Below are 19,544 nucleotides of genomic sequence, written 5' to 3' on the forward strand. Positions count from 1 at the left end.
TCCATGTGCCGGCGCTCCAAGGGGGCGCCGGGGCCTCATTCGCCGCGCGGATAGCGCTGGTTTTCCTCCAGCACGTTCAGGTCCATGTGGTTGCGCATGTAGCGTTCGCTGGCCTGCTGCAGCGGCTCGAAATCCCAGGGGAAGTAATCGCCGTTGCGCAGCGCCTCGTAGACGATCAGCCGGCGCGCCTGGCTCTCGCGCACCTCGGCGTCATAGGCGGGCATGTCCCAGTAGCTTTGCACTTCCTTTGCAAATCCGTCTGCCACGGTTTGCAAAGCGGGATCCTCGGCCAGGTTCACCATCTCGTTGGGATCTTCGCGCAGGTTGAACAGCAGCGGCGGATCCAGCTCGCAGTGGATGTATTTCCAGTCGCCCTGCACTAGGCCCACCAGCGGCGCATAGGAACCCTCGGCGGCATATTCCATCCGCACCGGGCTGGTGCGCGCGGTGCCATTGGCCAGCGGCACAAGGCTCTCGCCATCGGTCCAGGGCGTGATCTCGGAAATGTCGATCCCCGCCAGGTCGGCCAGCGTCGGGTTCACGTCGATGGTGCTGACCGGCGTTTCGATCAGGCCCGCGGGCATCTGCGGCGCGGCGATCATCAGCGGTACGCGCGACGACCCCTCGAAGAAGGTCATCTTGAACCAGAGGCCCTTGTTGCCCAGCATGTCGCCGTGATCGCTGACCAGCATGACCACGGTGTTCTCGACCTGCCGGGTGCCTTCCAGCGCCTCGAAGATCTCGCCGATCTTGTCGTCGAGATAGGAGATATTGGCGAAATAGGCCCGGCGCGAACGCTTCACGTCCTCTTCGGTGATGTCGAAGTTGCGCCAGTCGTTGGCATCGAAGATGCGCTTTGAATGCGGATCCAGGTCGTCATAGGGCTGCGCCGGCACCTCGGGCAGCAGGTGCTCGCAGTCCTCGTAGAGGTCCCAGTACTTCTTGCGCGCCACATAGGGATCATGCGGGTGGGTAAAGCTGACGGTCATCATCCAGGGGCGGTCATCGAGGCGCCGGCCCAGCTGATAGACCTTCTGCCTGGCCTGGAAGGCGACCTCGTCGTCATATTCCATCTGGTTGGAGATCTCGGCCACGCCCGCGCCGGTGACGCTGCCCATGTTGTGATACCACCAGTCGATGCGCTCGCCCGGCTTGCGGTAGTCGGGCGTCCAGCCGAAATCGGCCGGGTAGATATCCGTGGTCAGGCGCTTTTCAAAGCCGTGCAGCTGATCGGGGCCGACGAAATGCATCTTGCCCGACAGGTAGGTCTGATAGCCCGCCCGGCGCAGGTGGTGGGCATAGGTGGGGATGGCGCTGCCGAATTCGGCAGCATTGTCATAGACGCGGGTGCGCCGCGGCAACTGCCCCGACATGTAGCTCGCCCGGCCCGGCGCGCAGAGCGGGCTGCCTGTATAGGTCCTGGCGAATCGCGTCGAGCGCGCGGCCAGCGCCTTCAGGTTGGGCGCATGCAGCCACTCTGCCGGCCCGTCCGGAAAGAGGGTGCCGTTCAACTGGTCGACCATCAGAATCAGGATATTGGGCTTAGTGTCCGCCACGGCGTGTCCTTTCCAGCCAGAGTGTCAGGTAATCGGTCACCACGGCGCGGATGCCTGCCTGATCGGGAACCGATTCCTGCAGGGCCGAGCGGACGTAGAAACCGTCGATGAGCGAGGCCAGCCCCTGCGAGATCTCGCGGGCCGCCGGTTCGGGAAACAGCTGACGCAGCTCGTGCATCAGGTTCGACTGCAGCCGCCGCGCATAGACCTCGAGCAGCCGCGCCGCCGGTTCGCTGCGCAGGGCCAGCACGTAGAAGTTCAGCCAGGCAGCCACGACCTCCTGCTCGAACTGGCTGGAATCAAACGAGGAATTGATGATCGCATGCAGCCGCTGCTCGGGCGTCTGCGCCGCGATCAGGTTGCGCCGCACGGTCTCGCCATATTCGCGCATGATGAACCGCATCGTCGCCAGGAAGATCTGTTCCTTGGACCCGAAATAGTGATGCGCCAGCGCAGAGGACATGCCCGCCCGCTTGGCGATCTGGCTGACGGTGACGTCCAGCGTGCCCACGTCCCCGATCATGGCGATCGTGGCGTGGATCAGTGCCTTTTTTCGAACCGGTTCCATCCCGATCTTGGGCATCCTGCGCCTCCTTTCCCGCGACTTGCTTGCTTTTCATAGTCGCATGGTTTTTGATTAACTCGTCAATCAACAAAAACACAACCCACAAGCCAACAGAAGGAAACGCAATGACCAAGACTCTGCTGACCATGACCAGCGCTTTGGCACTTTCCGCCAGCGCAGCCTTTGCCGATTGCGAAGACGTGAGCTTCTCCGATGTCGGCTGGACCGACATCACCACCACCACCTCGGCCGCCAAGCAGGTGCTCGAGGCGCTGGGCTACGACGTCGACGTCAAGGTGCTCTCCGTGCCGGTGACCTTTGCCTCGCTCGACAGCGACGATGTCGACATCTTCCTGGGCAACTGGATGCCGGCGCAGAACAGCGCCATCACGCCCTACCTCGACTCGGGCGAGATCGAGACCGTCGTGACCAACCTCGAAGGCACCAAGTACACGCTCGCCGTGCCCACCTATACCTACGACAAGGGCCTGCAATCCTATGCCGACATCGCCAAGTTCGAGGACGAGCTCGACGGCAAGATCTACGGCATCGAGCCCGGCAACGAGGGCAACGACTACCTGATCTCGCTCACCGAGGAGGACAAGTTCGGCCTCGGCGACTTCGAAGTGGTCGAAAGCTCCGAACAGGGCATGCTCTCGATGGTGCGCCGCGCCGTGGACAAGGACGAGGACGTCGTCTTCCTGGGCTGGGAACCCCACCCGATGAACGCCAACTTCGACCTGAAGTACCTGCCCGGCGGCGAGGATTTCTTCGGCGGTGAAGGCGTGGTCAACACCGTGACCCGCAAGGGCTATGCAGAGGAATGCCCCAACGTCGGCAAGTTCCTCACCCAGCTCAAGTTCACCCTGCCCATGGAAAACGAGATCATGGGTGCTATCCTCAACGACGGCGAAGACGCAGATGACGCCTCGCTGGCCTGGATGCAGGCCAACCCCGATCTGGTCATGAGCTGGGTCGACGGCATCACCACCGTTGACGGCGGCGACGGTGCCGCCGCGGTGAAAGAGAAGCTCGGCCTCTGAGGTCATCCTCCCCGGCCGTGCGGGGGCAGGGGGCGTCCATCCCGCCGCCTGCCCCACCTTCGGCCCTCCGGTCCGGCCCCGCCGCTCCCTTTTGCGGGGCCCGCCGCTCCTGCCCGAACGATCCGAAATTCCCGTTCCATTCCGCCCGCCGGCCACCACGGCCCGGGCACCTTCAACCGTAATTAGACAGGAGGTCTGCCGTGATCCAATGGCTTGAAGACCACAAGATTCCTGTGGGGGACTGGGCCAGCGATTTCTTCGACTGGCTGCGCGACAATTTCTCCGGCATCGTCGATGCCGTGGCCGCCGGCGCCGAGAACCTGATCGACGGGTTGCTCTGGCTGCTGCTGGCGCCCAACCCCTTCGTGATCATCGCCATTTTCGTGGCCCTCACCTGGTACCTGCAGCGCAACTGGAAGACCTGCCTCTTCGTGTTCGTGGGCTTTCTCTACATCATCAACCAGGACTACTGGGAAGAAACGATGGAGAGCATGACGCTGGTCGTCTCCTCCTGCATCGTCTGCATGGCAGCCGGCGTGCCCATCGGCATCGCCGCCGCGCACCGGCCGCGCCTCTACCAGGTGATGCAGCCGATCCTCGACCTGATGCAGACGCTGCCCACCTTCGTCTACCTGATCCCCGCCATCGTCTTCTTCGGCATCGGCATGGTGCCGGGCCTCGTGGCCACGGTGATCTTCGTGCTGCCGGCCCCGATCCGGCTGACCTACCTCGGGGTCTCCTCGACGCCGACGCCGCTGCTCGAGGCGGCCGAGGCCTTCGGTGGCACCCCCACCCAGAAGCTGGTCAAGGTCGAGCTGCCCTATGCCCTGCCGCAGATCATGGCCGGGCTGAACCAGACCATCATGCTGTCGCTGTCGATGGTCGTGGTCGCGGCCCTGGTGGGCGCCGATGGCCTCGGCGTGCCGGTGGTGCGCGCCCTGAACCAGGTGAACACCTCTCTCGGCTTCGAGAGCGGCTTCGTAATCGTGGTGGTCGCCATCATCCTGGATCGAATGCTGCGGATCGGAGGCCGGAAATGAGTGAAGCCAAGACTGTTCCCGCGGTCGAGTTCGACAATGTCTCGATCGTCTTCGGCAACAACCCGGGCAAGGCGCTGCCGCTGATGGATGCGGGCCAGAACCGCGCCGAGATCCAGAAGAGCACCGGCCAGGTCCTGGGCGTGCACGATTGCTCGATCCAGGTGGCCGAGGGCGAGATCCTCGTGCTCATGGGGCTCTCCGGCTCGGGCAAGTCCACGCTGCTGCGCGCGGTCAACGGGCTGAACCCGGTGGCGCGCGGCGCCGTGCGGGTGAACACCGGCGGCAAGACCCTCGATGCGGCCACCGCAAAGGGCGAGGACCTGCGCAAGCTGCGGCGAGAGATGGTCGCCATGGTCTTCCAGCAGTTCGGCCTGCTGCCCTGGCGCAACGTGCTCGACAACGTGGCGCTGGGCCTCGAGCTCTCGGGCATGCCCCGGGATCAGCGCGAGGCCAAGGCCCGCGAACAGCTCGACCTCGTCGGCCTGACCGACTGGGCCGGCGCCAAGGTGGGCGAGCTCTCGGGTGGCATGCAGCAGCGCGTGGGCCTTGCCCGCGCCTTTGCCACCGATGCGCCGATCCTGCTGATGGACGAGCCCTTCTCGGCGCTCGATCCGCTGATCCGCACCCGGTTGCAGGACGAACTGCTCGAGCTGCAGGACAAGCTGAAGCGCACGATCATCTTCGTCAGCCACGATCTCGACGAGGCCTTCAAGATCGGCAACCGCATCGCCATCATGGAGGGCGGACGCATCGTGCAGATCGGCACCCCGCAGGAGATCATCGCGAACCCGGCCAACGATTACGTCGAGGATTTCGTGACCCACATGAACCCGCTCAACGTGCTGCTGGCCTCCGACGTCATGTCGGAAACGGTCCAGGAGAAGGTCGATGTGCACATGGGCCCCGACACGCCGGTGGGCGTGGTGATCCAGAGCCTCTCCACCGGCGCCGACGTGGTGGGCGTGCGCAGGGGCGGCGTGGATATCGGCTCGATCACCCGCAAGGACATCGTGGCCGCACTGCACGCCAAGTCGCCCGAGGCCTGACCCGGCATCGGGCCATTGCGGGGGAGGAGGGGGCTCTGCCCCCGCGCCTGCGGCGCTCCCCCGGGATATTACAAACAAGAAAATGAGGGGGCCACCGCCTTTCATTTTCTTGGCAGAAACATCCCTGCGGAGGTATCGCGAAGCGATTTTTGCGGCCATTTCCGCACCGTCGCAATACCGACGCGATACCGACGTTGGAATCCGGCCTTTTCAGAGGGTTGCAGATATTGCGTTTTCGGAATTCGTTGGCCGAATTTCGCGACGCCGAGGCACTCCGGCGGAGTTGTGGAAAAACCCTTTCAAAACTGACATTCACTTCAGATTTCCGCCACATTTGCGCCGGAAACTCGCCCTCCGATCCGCAGAGAATTCCGGCGGAGGTGAGCAATGGTGTACAAGATCGACCTGCAGCCGGTGACCACCGGCGACGTGGTGACCGAGAGGCATTTCGGCAGCAACTACCTGGCCAACCGCCAGAACCATGACCATACCATCGAGGGCGACGGGCTCTTCGATGCGGCCAGTGACTGGATCGGGGTCGGCAACCTGCGCTATCCTGGCGGAACCATTGCCGAAAAATACTTCGACATCACCGACGAGCGGCACTTCGAGACCGGTGCGACGGATGCAATCCAGGCCGCGAATTTCGCCGATTCCACGGATCAGACCGAGCTGACTCGTCTTGGCACCTTTCTCGATTATGCCGCGGCCGAGGGGGCCGGGGTTACCGTGGTCGTGCCCACCGTGCGCTTCTTCGAGATCATCGCCTCTGGCGATCTGCAGGCCATTGCCGGGCTGGAGCAGCAGGTGAAGGGCTTCATCCGCACCGCCATGGACTATCGCAACGGCGACGTCATCACCGGCTTCGAGATCGGCAATGAATTTGCCTCCTGGATCGATGGACACAATGGCAGCGTCATGGGCTCCTCCGCGGATTTCGCAGCGCTCCTGCGCAACATGGCCGTCTGGATCGACGAGGAACTCGACAGCCTCAACCTGTTGGAAACGCCCGATATCATTGCCCAGGCCGCCTTTGTGAAATACGGCTACAAGGGCAACAACCCGCTGCTCAACAACCTCTTCAACGAGGATCTCGACCAGGATTATCCCGGGGTCGAGAGCGTGGCTGACTTCTTCAACGCCATCGACGCGGTGACCGCCCACTATTATCCCCACCGGCCCTGGCTGGACCGCGAGGACGGCATCCAGGCCGTTACCGACGATGCGGGCCTGATCAACGACTGGCAGGCGCGTTTCGACAGCTATGCCGCCGAACATGGCCTGGCCCCGCGCGATCTCGGCTCCTATGCAACCGAGTGGAACATCCGCAATGCTGCCTTCAAGGAGGGCGAGGTGAGTGGTGCCAAGGCCGGGATCGCCACGGTGTCGCTCTTTCACCGGCTGGTGGCCGAGGGCGTGGACGAGATGCAGGTCTGGCCCGCCTTGCAGAACACCGCCTCGACCCTCGTCACCGGCCAGGAGGGCGAGGTTGACATGGCCTTCTCCGGTGCGGCCTTTACCCTGCTGCGCGAGCTGGTCACCGGCTATACCGTGGATGAAGGCACCACCTCCGGTGATAGCGACGGCGACGGCAAGGAAGACGTCTTCCTCTACAATTTCATGGACAAGGGCAGCATTTGCACCTTTGTCAGTTCGAAATACGCGACCAAGGTCGAAATCGACTATGCCGCCTACGGCCTCGATGCCGACCGCACCAGCGTGCACGTGGCGCGCCTTGGCAGCACCGCGGCCGATGGCCTCGATCCCGACGGGCGTCCGATCTTCGAGATGGATGCAACCCGCACCCTCGCCAACGGCGACACGGTGATATCCGTCGATCTTCAGCCCTGGGAGACGGTCGTCATCTTTTTCGATGAGGGGCTGAGTGCCGTCGACGGCGTGGAAAGCTGGCCCGCGACATTCGATTTCGTGGCGGCGGCCGAATACGTCGATCGCATCCCTGCGGGCCTGCCGATGCGGCAGGGCGACACCGGCAACGTCATGCGCGGCGATGACGGGGATTCGACCTTCCAGGTCTTTCCGGGGTTCATCTTTGACGGTGCGGGGGGCAACGACGTGATCGCCGGTACATCGGATGACGACAGGGCGCTGGGGGGCGAGGGCGACGATCAGCTGAACATGGCGGACGGCGCCGATTTTGCCAGTGGCGAGGCGGGCCGCGATGTCATCTACGGCGGTGCCGGGGATGACTATCTGATGGGCGGGAGTGGCGACGACGTGGTCGATGGCGGCGCCAACGAGGACTGGCTGAGCGGGGGGGCAGGCAACGATGTCCTGCGCGGGGGCACGGGGTTCGACCGCCTGCTGGGCGGCGCGGGCAACGACCGGCTGCTCGGTGGCGATCACGCCGACAACCTGCTTGGCGGCACCGGCGACGACATTCTCTTCGGCGGCTCCGGCTTCGACCGGCTCTTTGGCGGGGTTGGCCGCGACACGCTTTCCGGCGGCACTGAGACAGATGCCCTGTTCGGTGGATCCGGCGACGACGAGATGCATGGCGGTGCCGGCAATGATCGCCTGTTTGCGGGTTCCGGCAACGACGTGCTGACGGGCGGGGATGGCAACGATCACCTCGCCGGCAACGCGGGTTTCGACACCCTGGACGGGGGCGAAGGCAATGACCGCCTCGTCGGGGGCTTCAACGCGGATCTCTTCGTCTTTACCGGTGCCTACGGCGAGGATGTGATCCTCGATTTCGAGGCGGACAATCCCTTCGAGAAGATCGACCTGAGCGATGTTGCTCCCGTGCATGACTTTGACGCGCTCCGCGACGCCTGCATGACCCAGGTGGGCCGCGACGTGGTGATCGACACGGGGGGAGGCAATCGCGTCATCCTGCGGAATATTGACCTGAACGATCTGGACGCCAGCGATTTCCTGCTCTAATCCATCGCCACGCGACGGCCTCACGCATGGCGTGCGAACGTAGGTAAGGCTTCAGTCACAGCGGGAAATCTGCCTGTTACTGTCCAGCGCAGGGCACCGATACGACGTATTTCGGTCTGCTTGCGCCACCCCCGCTTGCATATCTGAAAGTGATGGAGTTTATCCGACGCGACCAATTCACAGGAGCCTATCATCACTTTCGCTCATGACATGACTGACGGCGCGTCGTCGGACTGGCAGGGTGCCGCGATTACATTCGACAAGGTGGAAAAGTCCTTCCCTAAGAAGGGGGGAGGTCTTGTCACGGCGCTCAAGGAAGTATCTCTCACGGTCGAACCCGGCGCCATTGCCGGGATCATCGGGCGGTCCGGTGCCGGCAAATCCACCCTGCTGCGCATGGTCAACGGCCTCGAAAAGCCGACCTCGGGCAAGGTGCTCGTGGGGGCGCGGGACGTGGGGCAGGCGCGTGGTTCGTCGCTGCGCGCGATCCGGCGCGAAGTCGGGATGATCTTCCAGCATTTCAACCTGCTGTCCTCGCGTACCGTCACGGAAAACATCGCCCTGCCGCTGGAAATCGCCGGCGTGCCGCGCAACGAGATCCGCAAGCGCGTGGCCGACCTGGTCGAACGGGTCGGGCTGGTCGATCAGCGCGATCAGTACCCCTCGCAGCTCTCCGGCGGCCAGAAGCAACGCGTGGGCATCGCCCGGGCGCTGGCCACCGGCCCCAAGGTGCTGCTCTCGGACGAGGCCACCTCGGCCCTCGATCCGGAGACGACCCAGACGGTGCTGACCCTGCTCAGGGACATCAACCGCGACCTTGGGCTGACCGTGCTGCTGATCACCCACGAGATGGCGGTCGTGCGCGACATCGCCACCCAGGTGGCGGTGATCGACGGCGGGAATATCGTCGAGGAAGGCGCCACCTACGATGTCTTTGCCAATCCGCGGCACCCGACCACGCGCAGCTTCCTCGGCGGCGTGACGGGCGTGACCCTGCCGGCCTTCATTGCCGGCCAGGTGCATGATACCCGCCAGGCGGAGGATACGCTGGAGGTGATCCGGATCACCTTTACCGGCCGGCACGCGACCGATCCGATCCTGACGAACATCACCCGCGATATCGGCATCCCGGTGAACATCCTCGCCGGCGCCATCGAGGAGATCAGCGAACAGCCCTTCGGCAACCTGCTGGTTTCCGTGCCCGTGGACAAGGGGGCCGAAACCCGCGCCTACCTCGAACGCCACGGCCTGTTGACGGAGGTGCTCGGCTATGTCCGCTAACCTGATCAACCTTCTCTACGAAGCCACGGTTCAGACGATCTACATGGTGGCGGTCTCCGCCGCCCTGGGCACCATCTTCGGGCTGCCCATCGGGGTCTACCTTGCCACCTCCCAGCGCGGAGAGCTGCTCTCCGCGCCGGTGGTGAACAAGGTGCTGGGCCTGGTGGTCAATGCGACCCGCTCCGTGCCCTTCATCATCCTGGTGGTGGCGATCATTCCGTTCACCCGAATGATCGCCGGCACTTCCATCGGCACCACGGCAGCCATCGTGCCGCTGACGGTTGCCGCCATTCCCTTCATTGCGCGGGTGGTGGAAAACGCCATCCGCGAAGTCGACAGCGGCCTGATCGAGGCAGCGCGGGCCATGGGTGCCACGCCATTCCAGATCATCCGCAAGGTGCTCGTGCCCGAAGCCATGCCCGGGATCGCCCTGGGCCTCACCCTCGCCGTGGTCAGCCTCATCGGCTACTCGGCCATGGTGGGTGCCGTGGGCGGCGAGGGGCTGGGCGACCTCGGGATCCGCTACGGCTATCAGCGCTTCATGCCCGAAGTGATGCTGGCCGTCGTCGTGATCCTTGTGGTGATGGTCCAGCTGGTGCAATCGATTGGGGAATGGATTGCCGCACGTGTCGACAAGCGGGCCCCCCGCAACCGGGGCCAATAGGCCCCGTCACACCTTTTTCTCAAGGGAGATCGCAATGCTGCGAACGACTATCCTCGCCTCCGCACTGGCCCTGATGGCCGGTGCCGCAACTGCCGAAGAAATTCGCGTGGGCGTTTCGCCCGGCGAACACGCCGAGATCATGGAAGTGGTCAAGGAAGTGGCCGAGCCCATGGGCCTCGACATCGACATCGTCGAGTTCTCCGACTACGTCGTGCCGAACCAGGCGCTGGCCGATGGCGACATCAACGCCAACTCCTTCCAGCACAAGCCCTATCTGGACAACCAGATCAAGGATCGCGGCTTTGACCTGGTGCCCGTGGCCACCACGATCACCACGCCGATGGGCATCTACTCCGACAAGATCACCGACATGGCCGATCTGGAAGATGGCAGTCGCGTCGCCATCCCGAACGACCCCACCAACGGCGGCCGCGCCCTGCTGCTGCTTCAGGACCTCGGCCTGATCAAGCTGGCCGACGGCACGGGCCTCGTGCCCAGCCCGCTCGATGTCACCGAGAACCCCAAGAACCTGAAGTTCCTCGAGCTTGACGCCGCCCAGCTGCCCCGGACGCTGGCCGACGCCGACATCGCCGTGATCAACACCAACTACGCGATCGCTTCTGGCCTGAACCCCAAGACCGACTCCATCGCGATGGAAGCCGCCGATAGCCCCTACGTGAACATCATCGTGGTGCGCAACGGCGACCAGGATCAGCCCTGGGTCAAGACCCTGGTCGAGGCCTATCACTCCGACAAGGTGAAGCAGTTCATCCAGGAGCAATACCACGACACCGTCCTGACCTCCTGGTAACAGGACCGGATCTTTCCCCGGCATACGGGGAAGGCGACACCGGAAAAGCCCCCTCCGCGTTGCGGCAGGGGGCTTTTTCTTGCCTGAGCGGCCGTGACGGCGCGAGGCGGGCCGGTTCCCGGCATGCGCAAGGGCGGGGCAGGGGCGGCGGCGCAGGTCGCAAAAGCAAACGGGCGGGACAATGTCCCGCCCGCTGCCATTCCAGGGTCTGTCGAGGGTCAGAACCGGTACTGGAACCTTGCGAAGCCGCCGTAGGAATCGGTGCTCTCGCTGAAGCCTGCCTCGGCCCGGACCGACAAGGTCATGCCCTTGCCAAGATCCATCTCGAGACCGGTGCCGAACTGCGCCTTGACCCGGTCGCTCGACATCGTCGACTGCAGCGAGCCGTAGCTGTTGCCATTGTCGACCAGGGTCGAGGTCAGCGTGGTCGACGGATCCGTCAGGGCCACGTCGAGACCACCGCGGAAGAAGGCGACTGCCGGCTTGGCCTGCACGTTGAAGGCCCGTCCCACTTCGACCATGGGCGTGAAGCTGACAGAGGTCTGGTTCACGCCATCGACCTGCCAGTTCAGCGCGCCTTCTCCGCTCTCGGTAAAGCCGTCCTGCCAGGTCCGTGTCACGGCCACCGCCGCGCTAGGTTTCCAGTAGGCTCCGCCAGACATCTGGTAGACCGCCGAGGCGCGCCCCTCGAGGGTCAGGTAGCGACCGTCGATATCGGAACTGTTGATATAGGACGTACCGTTCACCGAGTAGCCGCGGTTGTAGTCGAAGTTGTAGATCCCGCCGCCCAGCGTGGTGGACAGGGTCACGTTGCCGATCTCCTTCTTCACGGCGATCCCGAGGCTGTAGCGGTGCCCGTCGTGAGAGAAGTTGCTGCCCTTGATCGCGACCTTCTCCAGGTGCCCGCCGAACTCGACGAAGACCTTGTTGTCGAGTTCGCGCTGCAGGGCGCCTGACATGCCCCAGGTGTCCTCGTCGTAGGCGGGCGAGGTGTTGGTGCTGGCCTGGTGGGTCGAACTGCCCGAGAACTGGACCCAGGTGCAGTCGTTCTGATGCAGGAAGTCCGTGCCCATCGCCGGGTCGAGGTTGGGGCAGCTCTGCAGCAGCCGGTGCAGGCCGAGGGCCGCGGTGGGCGCCGAGGTAGCGCCAACCAGGCTCTCCTCCGGGACGTGCTGCAGGTAGAGTTGCTGCAGTTCGCTGGCCGAGGTGGTGTTGAGATAGTCGGTCGCCAGAAGGCTTGTCGCCTCGACGGTGTCGCTGTCGGCAAGATCCCCGTTGTTCATGGCCTCGATCAGGCCATTGAAATACGAAGCATAGGACAGCGCGTTGCTGCTGAGCGTCGCCCCGGCTGCACTGCCGGAATAATCGACCGTGTAGCTGAGATAGAGGCCGTCGTCCTCGGTCGAGAGCGTGTAGCCGGCCGCCGACTGCCCCGCGATGGTGGCAGAGGAGTAATCGGCCGTGGTGCCGCTCTCGGCAGAGGCCACGAGCACCTTGCCCGTCGCCCCGTTCGCCAGGTTCGTCGTGCCGACCCAGTTGAGCTTGACCGAGCCCGAGAGGGTGAAGGTGGCGCTGTCGGTCAGGCCCGCATAGGTCACGAGGTCATTGCTGATCGTGCCATCGGTGCCCAGGGTCGCATCTACCCAGAGGGTGCCCGCCTCGGAGTAGGTTCCGCCCAGGCTCAGCGTGGTGGTGCCGATCTCGTTCTTGCCCGATGCAGACATGATGCTGCCCGAGGCGCCGGTGTAATACCCCTTCTCGCCGAGATAGACCGTATCGCCGGCAGCAAAGACGGCGCCGTCGTAGTTCTCGAACTCGTTGCGATAGCTGTCGCCCAGCTGGATCGAGCCATAGAGCAGGCCGCCCTTCTTGTTGTGGATGCGCAGCGACGCGGTGTCGTCGTTTGCCACCACGACGGAGGAGGAGCTGGCGCTCTGGATCGTGCCCGAGTTCTGCAGCAGGTTCGACACGAAGATCGAGCCGTCGCTGTTGTAGCTCTGCAGCCCGCCCATGAAGCCGATGGTCTCATAGGCGCTCTCGCTGGTCGTCTGCACTGTCGCGCCGGACTCGACGTAGACATGCGAGGTGCCGACGCAGGCACTGGTGTCGCTGTCGCAGGTGCCCGACAGGCCCTTGATCACGTCCTCGGTGCCGTCGGCCTGAACCAGGATGGCCCGGCTGTTGGCGCCCTCGGCCGTCACGGTGCCGCCGTTGCTCACCTTTACCCGCACGCCGTTCGAGCCGCTGGTTTCGGTGCCGCCGGCCGCACTCTGGGCAAAGATGCCGACAGAGCCGTCGCCCTGCACGTCTATCGAGCCGGCAACGCTGATGTCGACAAAGCCCGAGTCGCCCTGGGCGCCGTAACTGCCGATCTTCGCCGTCACGTTGCCGTCTTCGTCGCTGTCGGGATCGGTGCCCAGTTCGCCCTGCGCACCGCCGCCGCCGCCGACCGATTGTGCCCAGATGCCGTGCGCATTCTCGCCCGTGGTCGTGATCGTGCTGCCCTTGCTGAGGGTCACGGTCACGGTGCCGCCGTCGCCGCCGTCGCCGCCGTCGGAATCGCCAAAGATCTGGGCGCCGAAGGTCTGGACCAGGTCGGTGATCTCGTGCACGACCGAGCCTTCGATGTCGCCGCCGGTGCCGCCACCGCCACCGACCGACTGGGCATAGATGCCCATGGCGCCGGCGCCCGAGGTCGTGATGCTGCCGGAGTTGGTCACCGTCACGGAACCGCCGTCGCCGCCCCCTTCCGAGGAGCCCGCAACGGTCAGCGAGGTCAGCAGGCCCTGTGAGCCGTCACCGCCGCTGCCGCCGCTGCCGCCGACCGACTGGGCATAGATCGCGGTACCGCTTTCGCCCTCCGTATCGATCGAGCCGTCGTTCTCGACCACGACATCACCACCGTTGCTGGCATCGCCCCCGGCGCCGCCGATGCTGACGGAGAAGCTCGTGAGCAGGCTCGCAAGGCTCTCGCCGGCCTCCTTGATCTGCTCGTATTGCTCCTTGATCGAATTGACGTCTTCGTAGGTGTCGTAGATGTCGGCCACCCAGCCGGTGGCTTCGACGGAGCCGTTGCCGCCATTGCCGCCGGTGCCGCCGACGGACTGGGCATAGATGCCATAGGAGGCAAGGCCAGTTGTCTTGATGGAGCCGGTGCTGGTGTTGGTCACGGAGACCTCGCCGCCATGCCCGCCCGAGCCGCCCGTGGCGCCCATCGAGAAGGAATAGTTGAGATCGAGCGGATCGGTGCCCTCGGTCTCGCTCTTGTAGCCCACGGTGAAGGAGCCGGCGTTGCCGCCGTCACCGCCGCCGCCACCGACCGACTGCGCATAGATGCCATAGGACGTATCTTCGCCCGTGGTGATCGCGCCGGAGTTCGACACCGTGACGTTGCCCGCATCATTGCCCGAGCCGCCGTCGCCGCCCACTTCAACGCTGCCGTTGAAAGAAGCCTTGGTGTTGGTCGTGCTGCCGAAGTCGAACATGTAGACGATGCCCGATCCGCCATCGCCGCCGTTGCCGCCAATGGACTGGGCATAGATGCCGTGAGCGTTGCCCCCCGAGGTGGTGATGTCCGCCTCGTTCGTGACGGTCACGTCACCGGCCACGGCCCCATCGCCGCCCGTTCCGCCGACGGTGATCTTGGCATTGATGTCGGTGCCGGTGGTGATGGTGAACGAACCGGCATAGCTCGATCCGCCGACGCCGCCGTTGCCGCCGATCGACAGGGCCTGGATGCCATAGCTGTAGGCGCCGGTCGTCACGATCGAGCCCTTGGTGCTGACCGTTACGTCGCCGGCTGTCCCGCCGGAGCCGCCGTCGCCACCGACACCGATGTTGATCGAGGCATCGCCGTCTTCCGACACGTTGACCGAGCCCGCGATCGCCGCGCCGCCATCGCCGCCGCTGCCGCCGACCGATTGCGCCATCACGCCGGGAGAGCGATAGCCGGTGGTGGAGAGCGCGCCGTCGCTGGTCACTTCGACGTCGGCGGCGTTGCCGCCCGTTCCGCCGTCGCCACCCAGGGCGATGTCGAAGGAGCCCGAGATGATGCCGCCGTCACCGGACCCGGCGATGGAGAGGCCGCCCGTGCCACCGCTGCCGCCGATCGAAAGGGCTTCGATGGCCGCAGAATAGCTGTTGCCGGTGGTCGTGATGTCGGCGGTGTTGTTCACGGTGACCTTGCCGGCGGTGCCGCCCGATCCACCGTTGCCGGCGAGAGAGACGGACACCGAGCCGATGCCGGCGGTGCCGTTGATCGCCGTGCCGCCGGTGCCGCCGCTGGCCCCGACCGACAGCGCCAGGATGCCGCGCGACTGGTCGCCGCTGACTATCAGGTCGCCGCTGTTGGTGACGGTGACGTCACCCGACGTGCCGGAATTGCCGCCGCTGCCGCCATAGGCGGCACTGATGGAAATGGCGCTGGCCGTGCCGTCGACGACGGTGCCGGCATCACCACCACCGCCCGCGACGGATTCCGCCACGATGGCCGAGCTGAGTGCTCCGCTCGTGGTGATCTTGCCCTCGTTGGTGACACTGACCGTCCCGGATGTGCCGCCATCGCCGCCCGAGGATCCGGTCGTGGTGTCGAGGGAGAGCAGGCCGACGGTGCCGGACACGACCGTGCCTGCCTTGCCGCCCACGCCGGCCACGCTCAGCGCCATGATGCCTGCCGAATTATGGCCCGAGGTGGTGATGTCGCCGCTGCTGGTCACGGTCACGTCGCCCGCATCGCCGCCCTGGCCCCCCGAAGAGCCGAGGCCCGCAGTGAAGGACAGCAGGCTGTCGTTCTGGCCGATGGTGGTATCTACCACGGTGCTCGACTGACCGCCGCCGCCACCGACCGAGAACGCCAGGATGCCTTCCGAGGCATTGCCGGTGGTGGTGATGTCGGCCGTCGAGGTGAAGGAGACAGTGCCGCCGTCGCCACCGTCGCCGCCGTCGACCCCGACGTCATGGCCAAAGCTCAGCCCGACGGTGGTGGTCACATGGGTGCCGGCCACGCCGCCGCCACCGCCGACCGAGCCGATGATGGCCCCGGCCGAGAGTACGCCGCTGGTGCTGATCGTGCCGGCCAGGGTGCTGTTGACGATGTCGCCGCCATTGCCTGCCGTGCCGCCACCAGAGGATCCCAGCTGTTGCACCTGGTTTGCGTCGCTGTCGGTGTTCACCACGTCGATCGTGGTGACGCTGCCACTGCTGCCGCCGCCGCCGCCGACCGAGAGCGCCACGAAGCCGGGGGAATACTTGCCCGAGGTGGTGATCGTGTCGTCGTCGTCCATCGTGAACGTGACATCGCCGGCCGAGCCGCCGTCCGCGCCCGTCGCGCCGAGTTTGCTGGACGCGATCGCCCCGAAGGTGAAGGTCGAGCTGGCCGCGCCGCCGCCACGGCCGGCAGAGAGCAGCAGCACGCCCATCGAGAGCTCTCCCGAGGTCGTGATGTCGAGGCCGTCGCCATCGGAGACATAGGTCACCGTGCCGCCGTCGCCGCCGCTGCCGCCAGAGGCGCCGACCGTCTCGATACCCGTGGTCGAGTGCGAGTTGCCACCGCCGCCACCGACCGAAAGCACCACCACCCCGGCCGAGCCGATGAGCGTATTGTCGTCGGTCGATTTCGCCGTGGTCGTGATCTTGCCGCCATGCGAGGTGAAGCTGGCCGAGGCGCCGTCGCCCCCGGTCCCGCCGCTGCCACCGCTCGAGGTGAGGCCGCCGGCACTGCCGGAGTTGCCGCCGCCGCCGCCGAGGCTGATCACCGTCACGCCCTCGGCATAGGAGCCCTCGGTGACGATGGTCGTCCCGTCGATGGTGACCGAGGCATTCCCGGCATTCCCGCCGGCACCGCCCTCACCGCCCAAGGCGGTAATGCCGGAGTCCGAGCCGCCCGTGCCGCCGCCGCCGCCGACGGACACCGCGACAACACCGATCGAGCCATCGCCCTCGGTGCCGATCTCGCTGTCCGTCAGGCTGACGGACACCGTGCCGCCCGCGCCGCCTGACCCGCCGTCTGCGCCATAGGAGAAGAGCCCCGAGGACGAGGCCGCATCACCGCCCAGGCCGCCGATGCTCTGCGCCAGGATCCCGAAGGAGGAAGCGCCGGTCGTCGCGATGGTCGTGTTCGACAGCTCGAGGGTGACATCGCCCCCCTGGCCGGGATCGCCGGCCGCCGCCGTATGCGTCTTGGCCACCCAGCCGCCGGTAGAGCCCTCGGTGCCGTCGCCGCCGCCGGAGGACACCGCGTAGATGCCGTAGTGGTCGTCACCCTGCACAAAGATCTTGCCCGAGAAGCTCAGCTTGATGGTGCCACCGTTGCCACCCGATCCGCCGTTGCCGGGATAGACACCCGAGCCGACGGCCTCGCCGCCGGTGCCGCCGCGCCCGGCCTTCGACAAGAGCGTGATGCCGTTGCCATTGGTGGTATCGATGAAATTGTCCTCGGAGTTCGCCGTCAGGGTGATGTCGCCACCATTGCCGCCGGTGCCGCCGTCACCGCCGTGGCCATCCGCGCCGCCGTTCCCGCGCCCCTCGCCGCCGGTGCCGCCGTCGCCGCCGGTCGAGGAGATGTAGACACCCCCCTGATCGCCGCCGTCGGTGTAGTAATAGGCCAGCGCGGCGTCTTCGCTCATCGTCACGGTGATGTCGCCGCCATCCCCGCCGGTCCCGCCGTCGCCGCCATAGCCGTCGTGCACGCCGGACCAGCTGTGGCCCTCGCCGCCATCCCCGCCCTTGCCGCCGGTATAGTCGATATAGATCACACCGTTGCCCTGAGAGGAGACATAGGCCCCCTTGCTGTCCACCTGGGTGCCCGTCACCGTCAGCGTCAGCGAACTGGCCGAGCCGCCGTCGCCTCCCTTGGCGCCATGCTGGGTGCCCCAGCCATAGGTCTCGCCCTGATCGGTCCCCGGATCGCCGGTCACGACAGAGGTGATGCCACCGCCGGTGCTGTTCAGGCTATATCCGCCGTCCAGGTCGATCGAGATCGTGCGGTCCGCCGTGGTGCTCGTCTGGTTCAGCGTGATGTAATAGGGATAGCCGGTCGTGTCGGACATGTCCGAGGACAGGTCGTCGATCGTGACCGAGAGCACATCGGGGTTCGAATTGATCAGGTTGATCGGGGCCACGCTGCCGGAACAGCTATAGTTCTGACCACTGCTGTCGGCAGAACAATCTGCATAGGCCGGGGCCGGCGTGAGCGATGTCGACGACATCAGGAGCGCAAGAAAGGACGCCTTACTTGCGACACCAATCAGAGATTTTTCGGACAAGAGGGTATCCTCGGTTTCTTCTGGTTGCTTGATCAGAACAGGATGAAATCGCACAAATCACCGTTCCGGACCGGCCGCATTCGGGGATGCGGTCGAAGACCGGTTCGCACTCCGGGGCTGCACGGCAGCCTGGCAATGCGCGGTTCACTCTTCGTCGGGCGTGTCCCAACACCACCCGGGAAAAGTCCCATATGTCACAGGCGCGCGCCGGAGGGGGACCCGGCGCGAAGCGGGAGGCATGCCCTGTCGGGATGGGCAATGCTCCGGTTTCAGAGGCAGCAAGACCCCGCACGGAAACAACATGTGCGGCGGCCCGGCCTGCGCCCGATTAGGCATGGACACGTATTGGTGAACAAGCACATGCGCTGCGCGCCGTGGCTGATTTCTCCGAAGTGAGGCTTCCGGATGACGGTTGCGTATGGTTCGGGAGCGCAAGGAGGGATTTGCGAAGTCGCTGAAAAGCAATGGCTATCCATCGCGGCCTGGGGCCGGGGTCACCGGCCTGTCTTTCCCGACACACGGACGTTTGCGCCCAGGGGCGGGTTTAGGCATACGTGGGCGTATGTTTTTCCCTTCAGCCCGCAGGACGGCGGGCGGCTTCGATCCGATCGAGGGTCTGGTCAAGCGCCGTTGCAAGGGCGCTTTCGCCGCCGGCGGCGCGGAAGGCCGCAAAGAGACCCTCGTTCAGCCCGCCTGGTGTGGAATGGGCCACGCGCAACTCGTCAAAGGTGCCCGGATCGCTCTCGGCGGTCTCGGCCAGGCTTCGAAAGACCACGGCAAGGAAGCGCCGCACCTCGGTCGGGTCGGCCCCTCGCGCAGTGATGCGGTCACCGATGATCTGTTGCAGGCCGAAATAGAGGCCCATCACCGTGCTGGGCAGGGTCAGGGCATCAAAGCTCTCGGCACTTTCGGCGACGATCACGCCCCCGAGGGCCTCGAAGAGCTCCTCGAGCCGCGGATCGGGCCCCGAGAGCACCGTGATCCCCGCACGGCGCGCCACCGCGGGCAGGGGCACGGCCCGGGTGATCCGGCGCGGCGCGCCGGTAAGTTCGGTGACACGTTCGACGGCAAAGCCCGCGATCAGGCTGGCAACGTCCTGGTCCGGACGCAGACGTATCCCCGAGAGCACCTCCGCTGCCACCTGCGGACGGATGGCCAGAAACAGCAGGTCACTCTCTGCGGCGATCTGCCGGTTGTCGTCCAATACGGTGATTTGCGGATAGAGGGCCGCAAGGCGAGCCGAGGTCTCGGCGTTGCGCCGCGAGATCAGCAGCCTCTCCGGCAGGCACCCGGCTTCGGCCATCCCGGTGATGATCGCCTCGGTGATTACCCCGGTGCCGATGAAGCCGATGGTCGTGCCCTTGCTCAC

At 65.4% G+C, this 19,544-nt stretch carries 11 protein-coding genes; 7 read left to right on the forward strand and 4 right to left on the reverse strand.

Annotated features, from left to right (window positions below; all coding sequences use genetic code 11):
- Positions 1-35: 35 nt before the first annotated feature.
- A complete protein-coding gene (gene betC / locus AC0WR5_RS05290) occupies positions 36-1,556 on the reverse strand; it encodes a choline-sulfatase (RefSeq protein ID WP_475867511.1) in 1,521 nt (506 codons plus the stop codon).
- Positions 1,543-2,139 (reverse strand): transcriptional regulator BetI, encoded by a 597-nt coding sequence (gene betI / locus AC0WR5_RS05295; protein WP_475867512.1) that lies wholly within the window; start codon positions 2,137-2,139, stop codon positions 1,543-1,545. Before betI ends, betC begins: the two co-directional genes overlap by 14 nt.
- Before the next feature lie 107 nt (positions 2,140-2,246).
- Between betI and choX the strand changes: the two genes are divergently transcribed.
- The 7 genes from choX to AC0WR5_RS05330 all read left to right on the forward strand — a co-directional run bounded on the left by choX (position 2,247) and on the right by AC0WR5_RS05330 (position 10,913).
- Entirely contained in the window at positions 2,247-3,164 is a 918-nt protein-coding gene (gene choX / locus AC0WR5_RS05300; RefSeq protein WP_475867513.1) for a choline ABC transporter substrate-binding protein, read from the forward strand.
- Between the two features lie 203 nt (positions 3,165-3,367).
- Entirely contained in the window at positions 3,368-4,204 is an 837-nt protein-coding gene (gene choW / locus AC0WR5_RS05305; protein ID WP_475868898.1) for a choline ABC transporter permease subunit, read from the forward strand.
- Positions 4,201-5,250, forward strand: a complete 1,050-nt coding sequence (choV, locus tag AC0WR5_RS05310) for a choline ABC transporter ATP-binding protein (RefSeq protein ID WP_475867514.1) — start codon at positions 4,201-4,203, stop codon at positions 5,248-5,250. The genes choW and choV overlap by 4 nt, the downstream gene beginning before the upstream one ends.
- A gap of 387 nt (positions 5,251-5,637) precedes the next feature.
- Positions 5,638-8,157: a calcium-binding protein gene (locus AC0WR5_RS05315; RefSeq protein ID WP_475867515.1), complete on the forward strand. Its 2,520-nt coding sequence runs from the start codon at positions 5,638-5,640 to the stop codon at positions 8,155-8,157.
- Positions 8,158-8,367: 210 nt separating this feature from the next.
- A complete protein-coding gene (locus tag AC0WR5_RS05320) occupies positions 8,368-9,438 on the forward strand; it encodes a methionine ABC transporter ATP-binding protein (protein WP_475867516.1) in 1,071 nt (356 codons plus the stop codon).
- The gene (locus tag AC0WR5_RS05325) at positions 9,428-10,102 is read left to right on the forward strand and encodes a methionine ABC transporter permease (RefSeq protein ID WP_475867517.1); all 675 of its coding nucleotides are present in this window, start codon (positions 9,428-9,430) and stop codon (positions 10,100-10,102) included. The genes AC0WR5_RS05320 and AC0WR5_RS05325 overlap by 11 nt, the downstream gene beginning before the upstream one ends.
- A gap of 34 nt (positions 10,103-10,136) precedes the next feature.
- Positions 10,137-10,913, forward strand: coding sequence for a MetQ/NlpA family ABC transporter substrate-binding protein (locus AC0WR5_RS05330; RefSeq protein WP_475867518.1), 777 nt, complete (start codon positions 10,137-10,139; stop codon positions 10,911-10,913).
- Between the two features lie 218 nt (positions 10,914-11,131).
- On the opposite strand, the gene AC0WR5_RS05335 is transcribed toward AC0WR5_RS05330, so the two are convergent.
- Both AC0WR5_RS05335 and AC0WR5_RS05340 read right to left on the reverse strand, forming a co-directional pair.
- Entirely contained in the window at positions 11,132-18,175 is a 7,044-nt protein-coding gene (locus AC0WR5_RS05335; protein ID WP_475867519.1) for a hypothetical protein, read from the reverse strand.
- A gap of 574 nt (positions 18,176-18,749) precedes the next feature.
- A complete protein-coding gene (locus AC0WR5_RS05340; protein WP_475867520.1) occupies positions 18,750-19,544 on the reverse strand; it encodes an NAD(P)-binding domain-containing protein in 795 nt (264 codons plus the stop codon).

The organism is Pseudooceanicola sp. DL12, assembly GCF_056270665.1.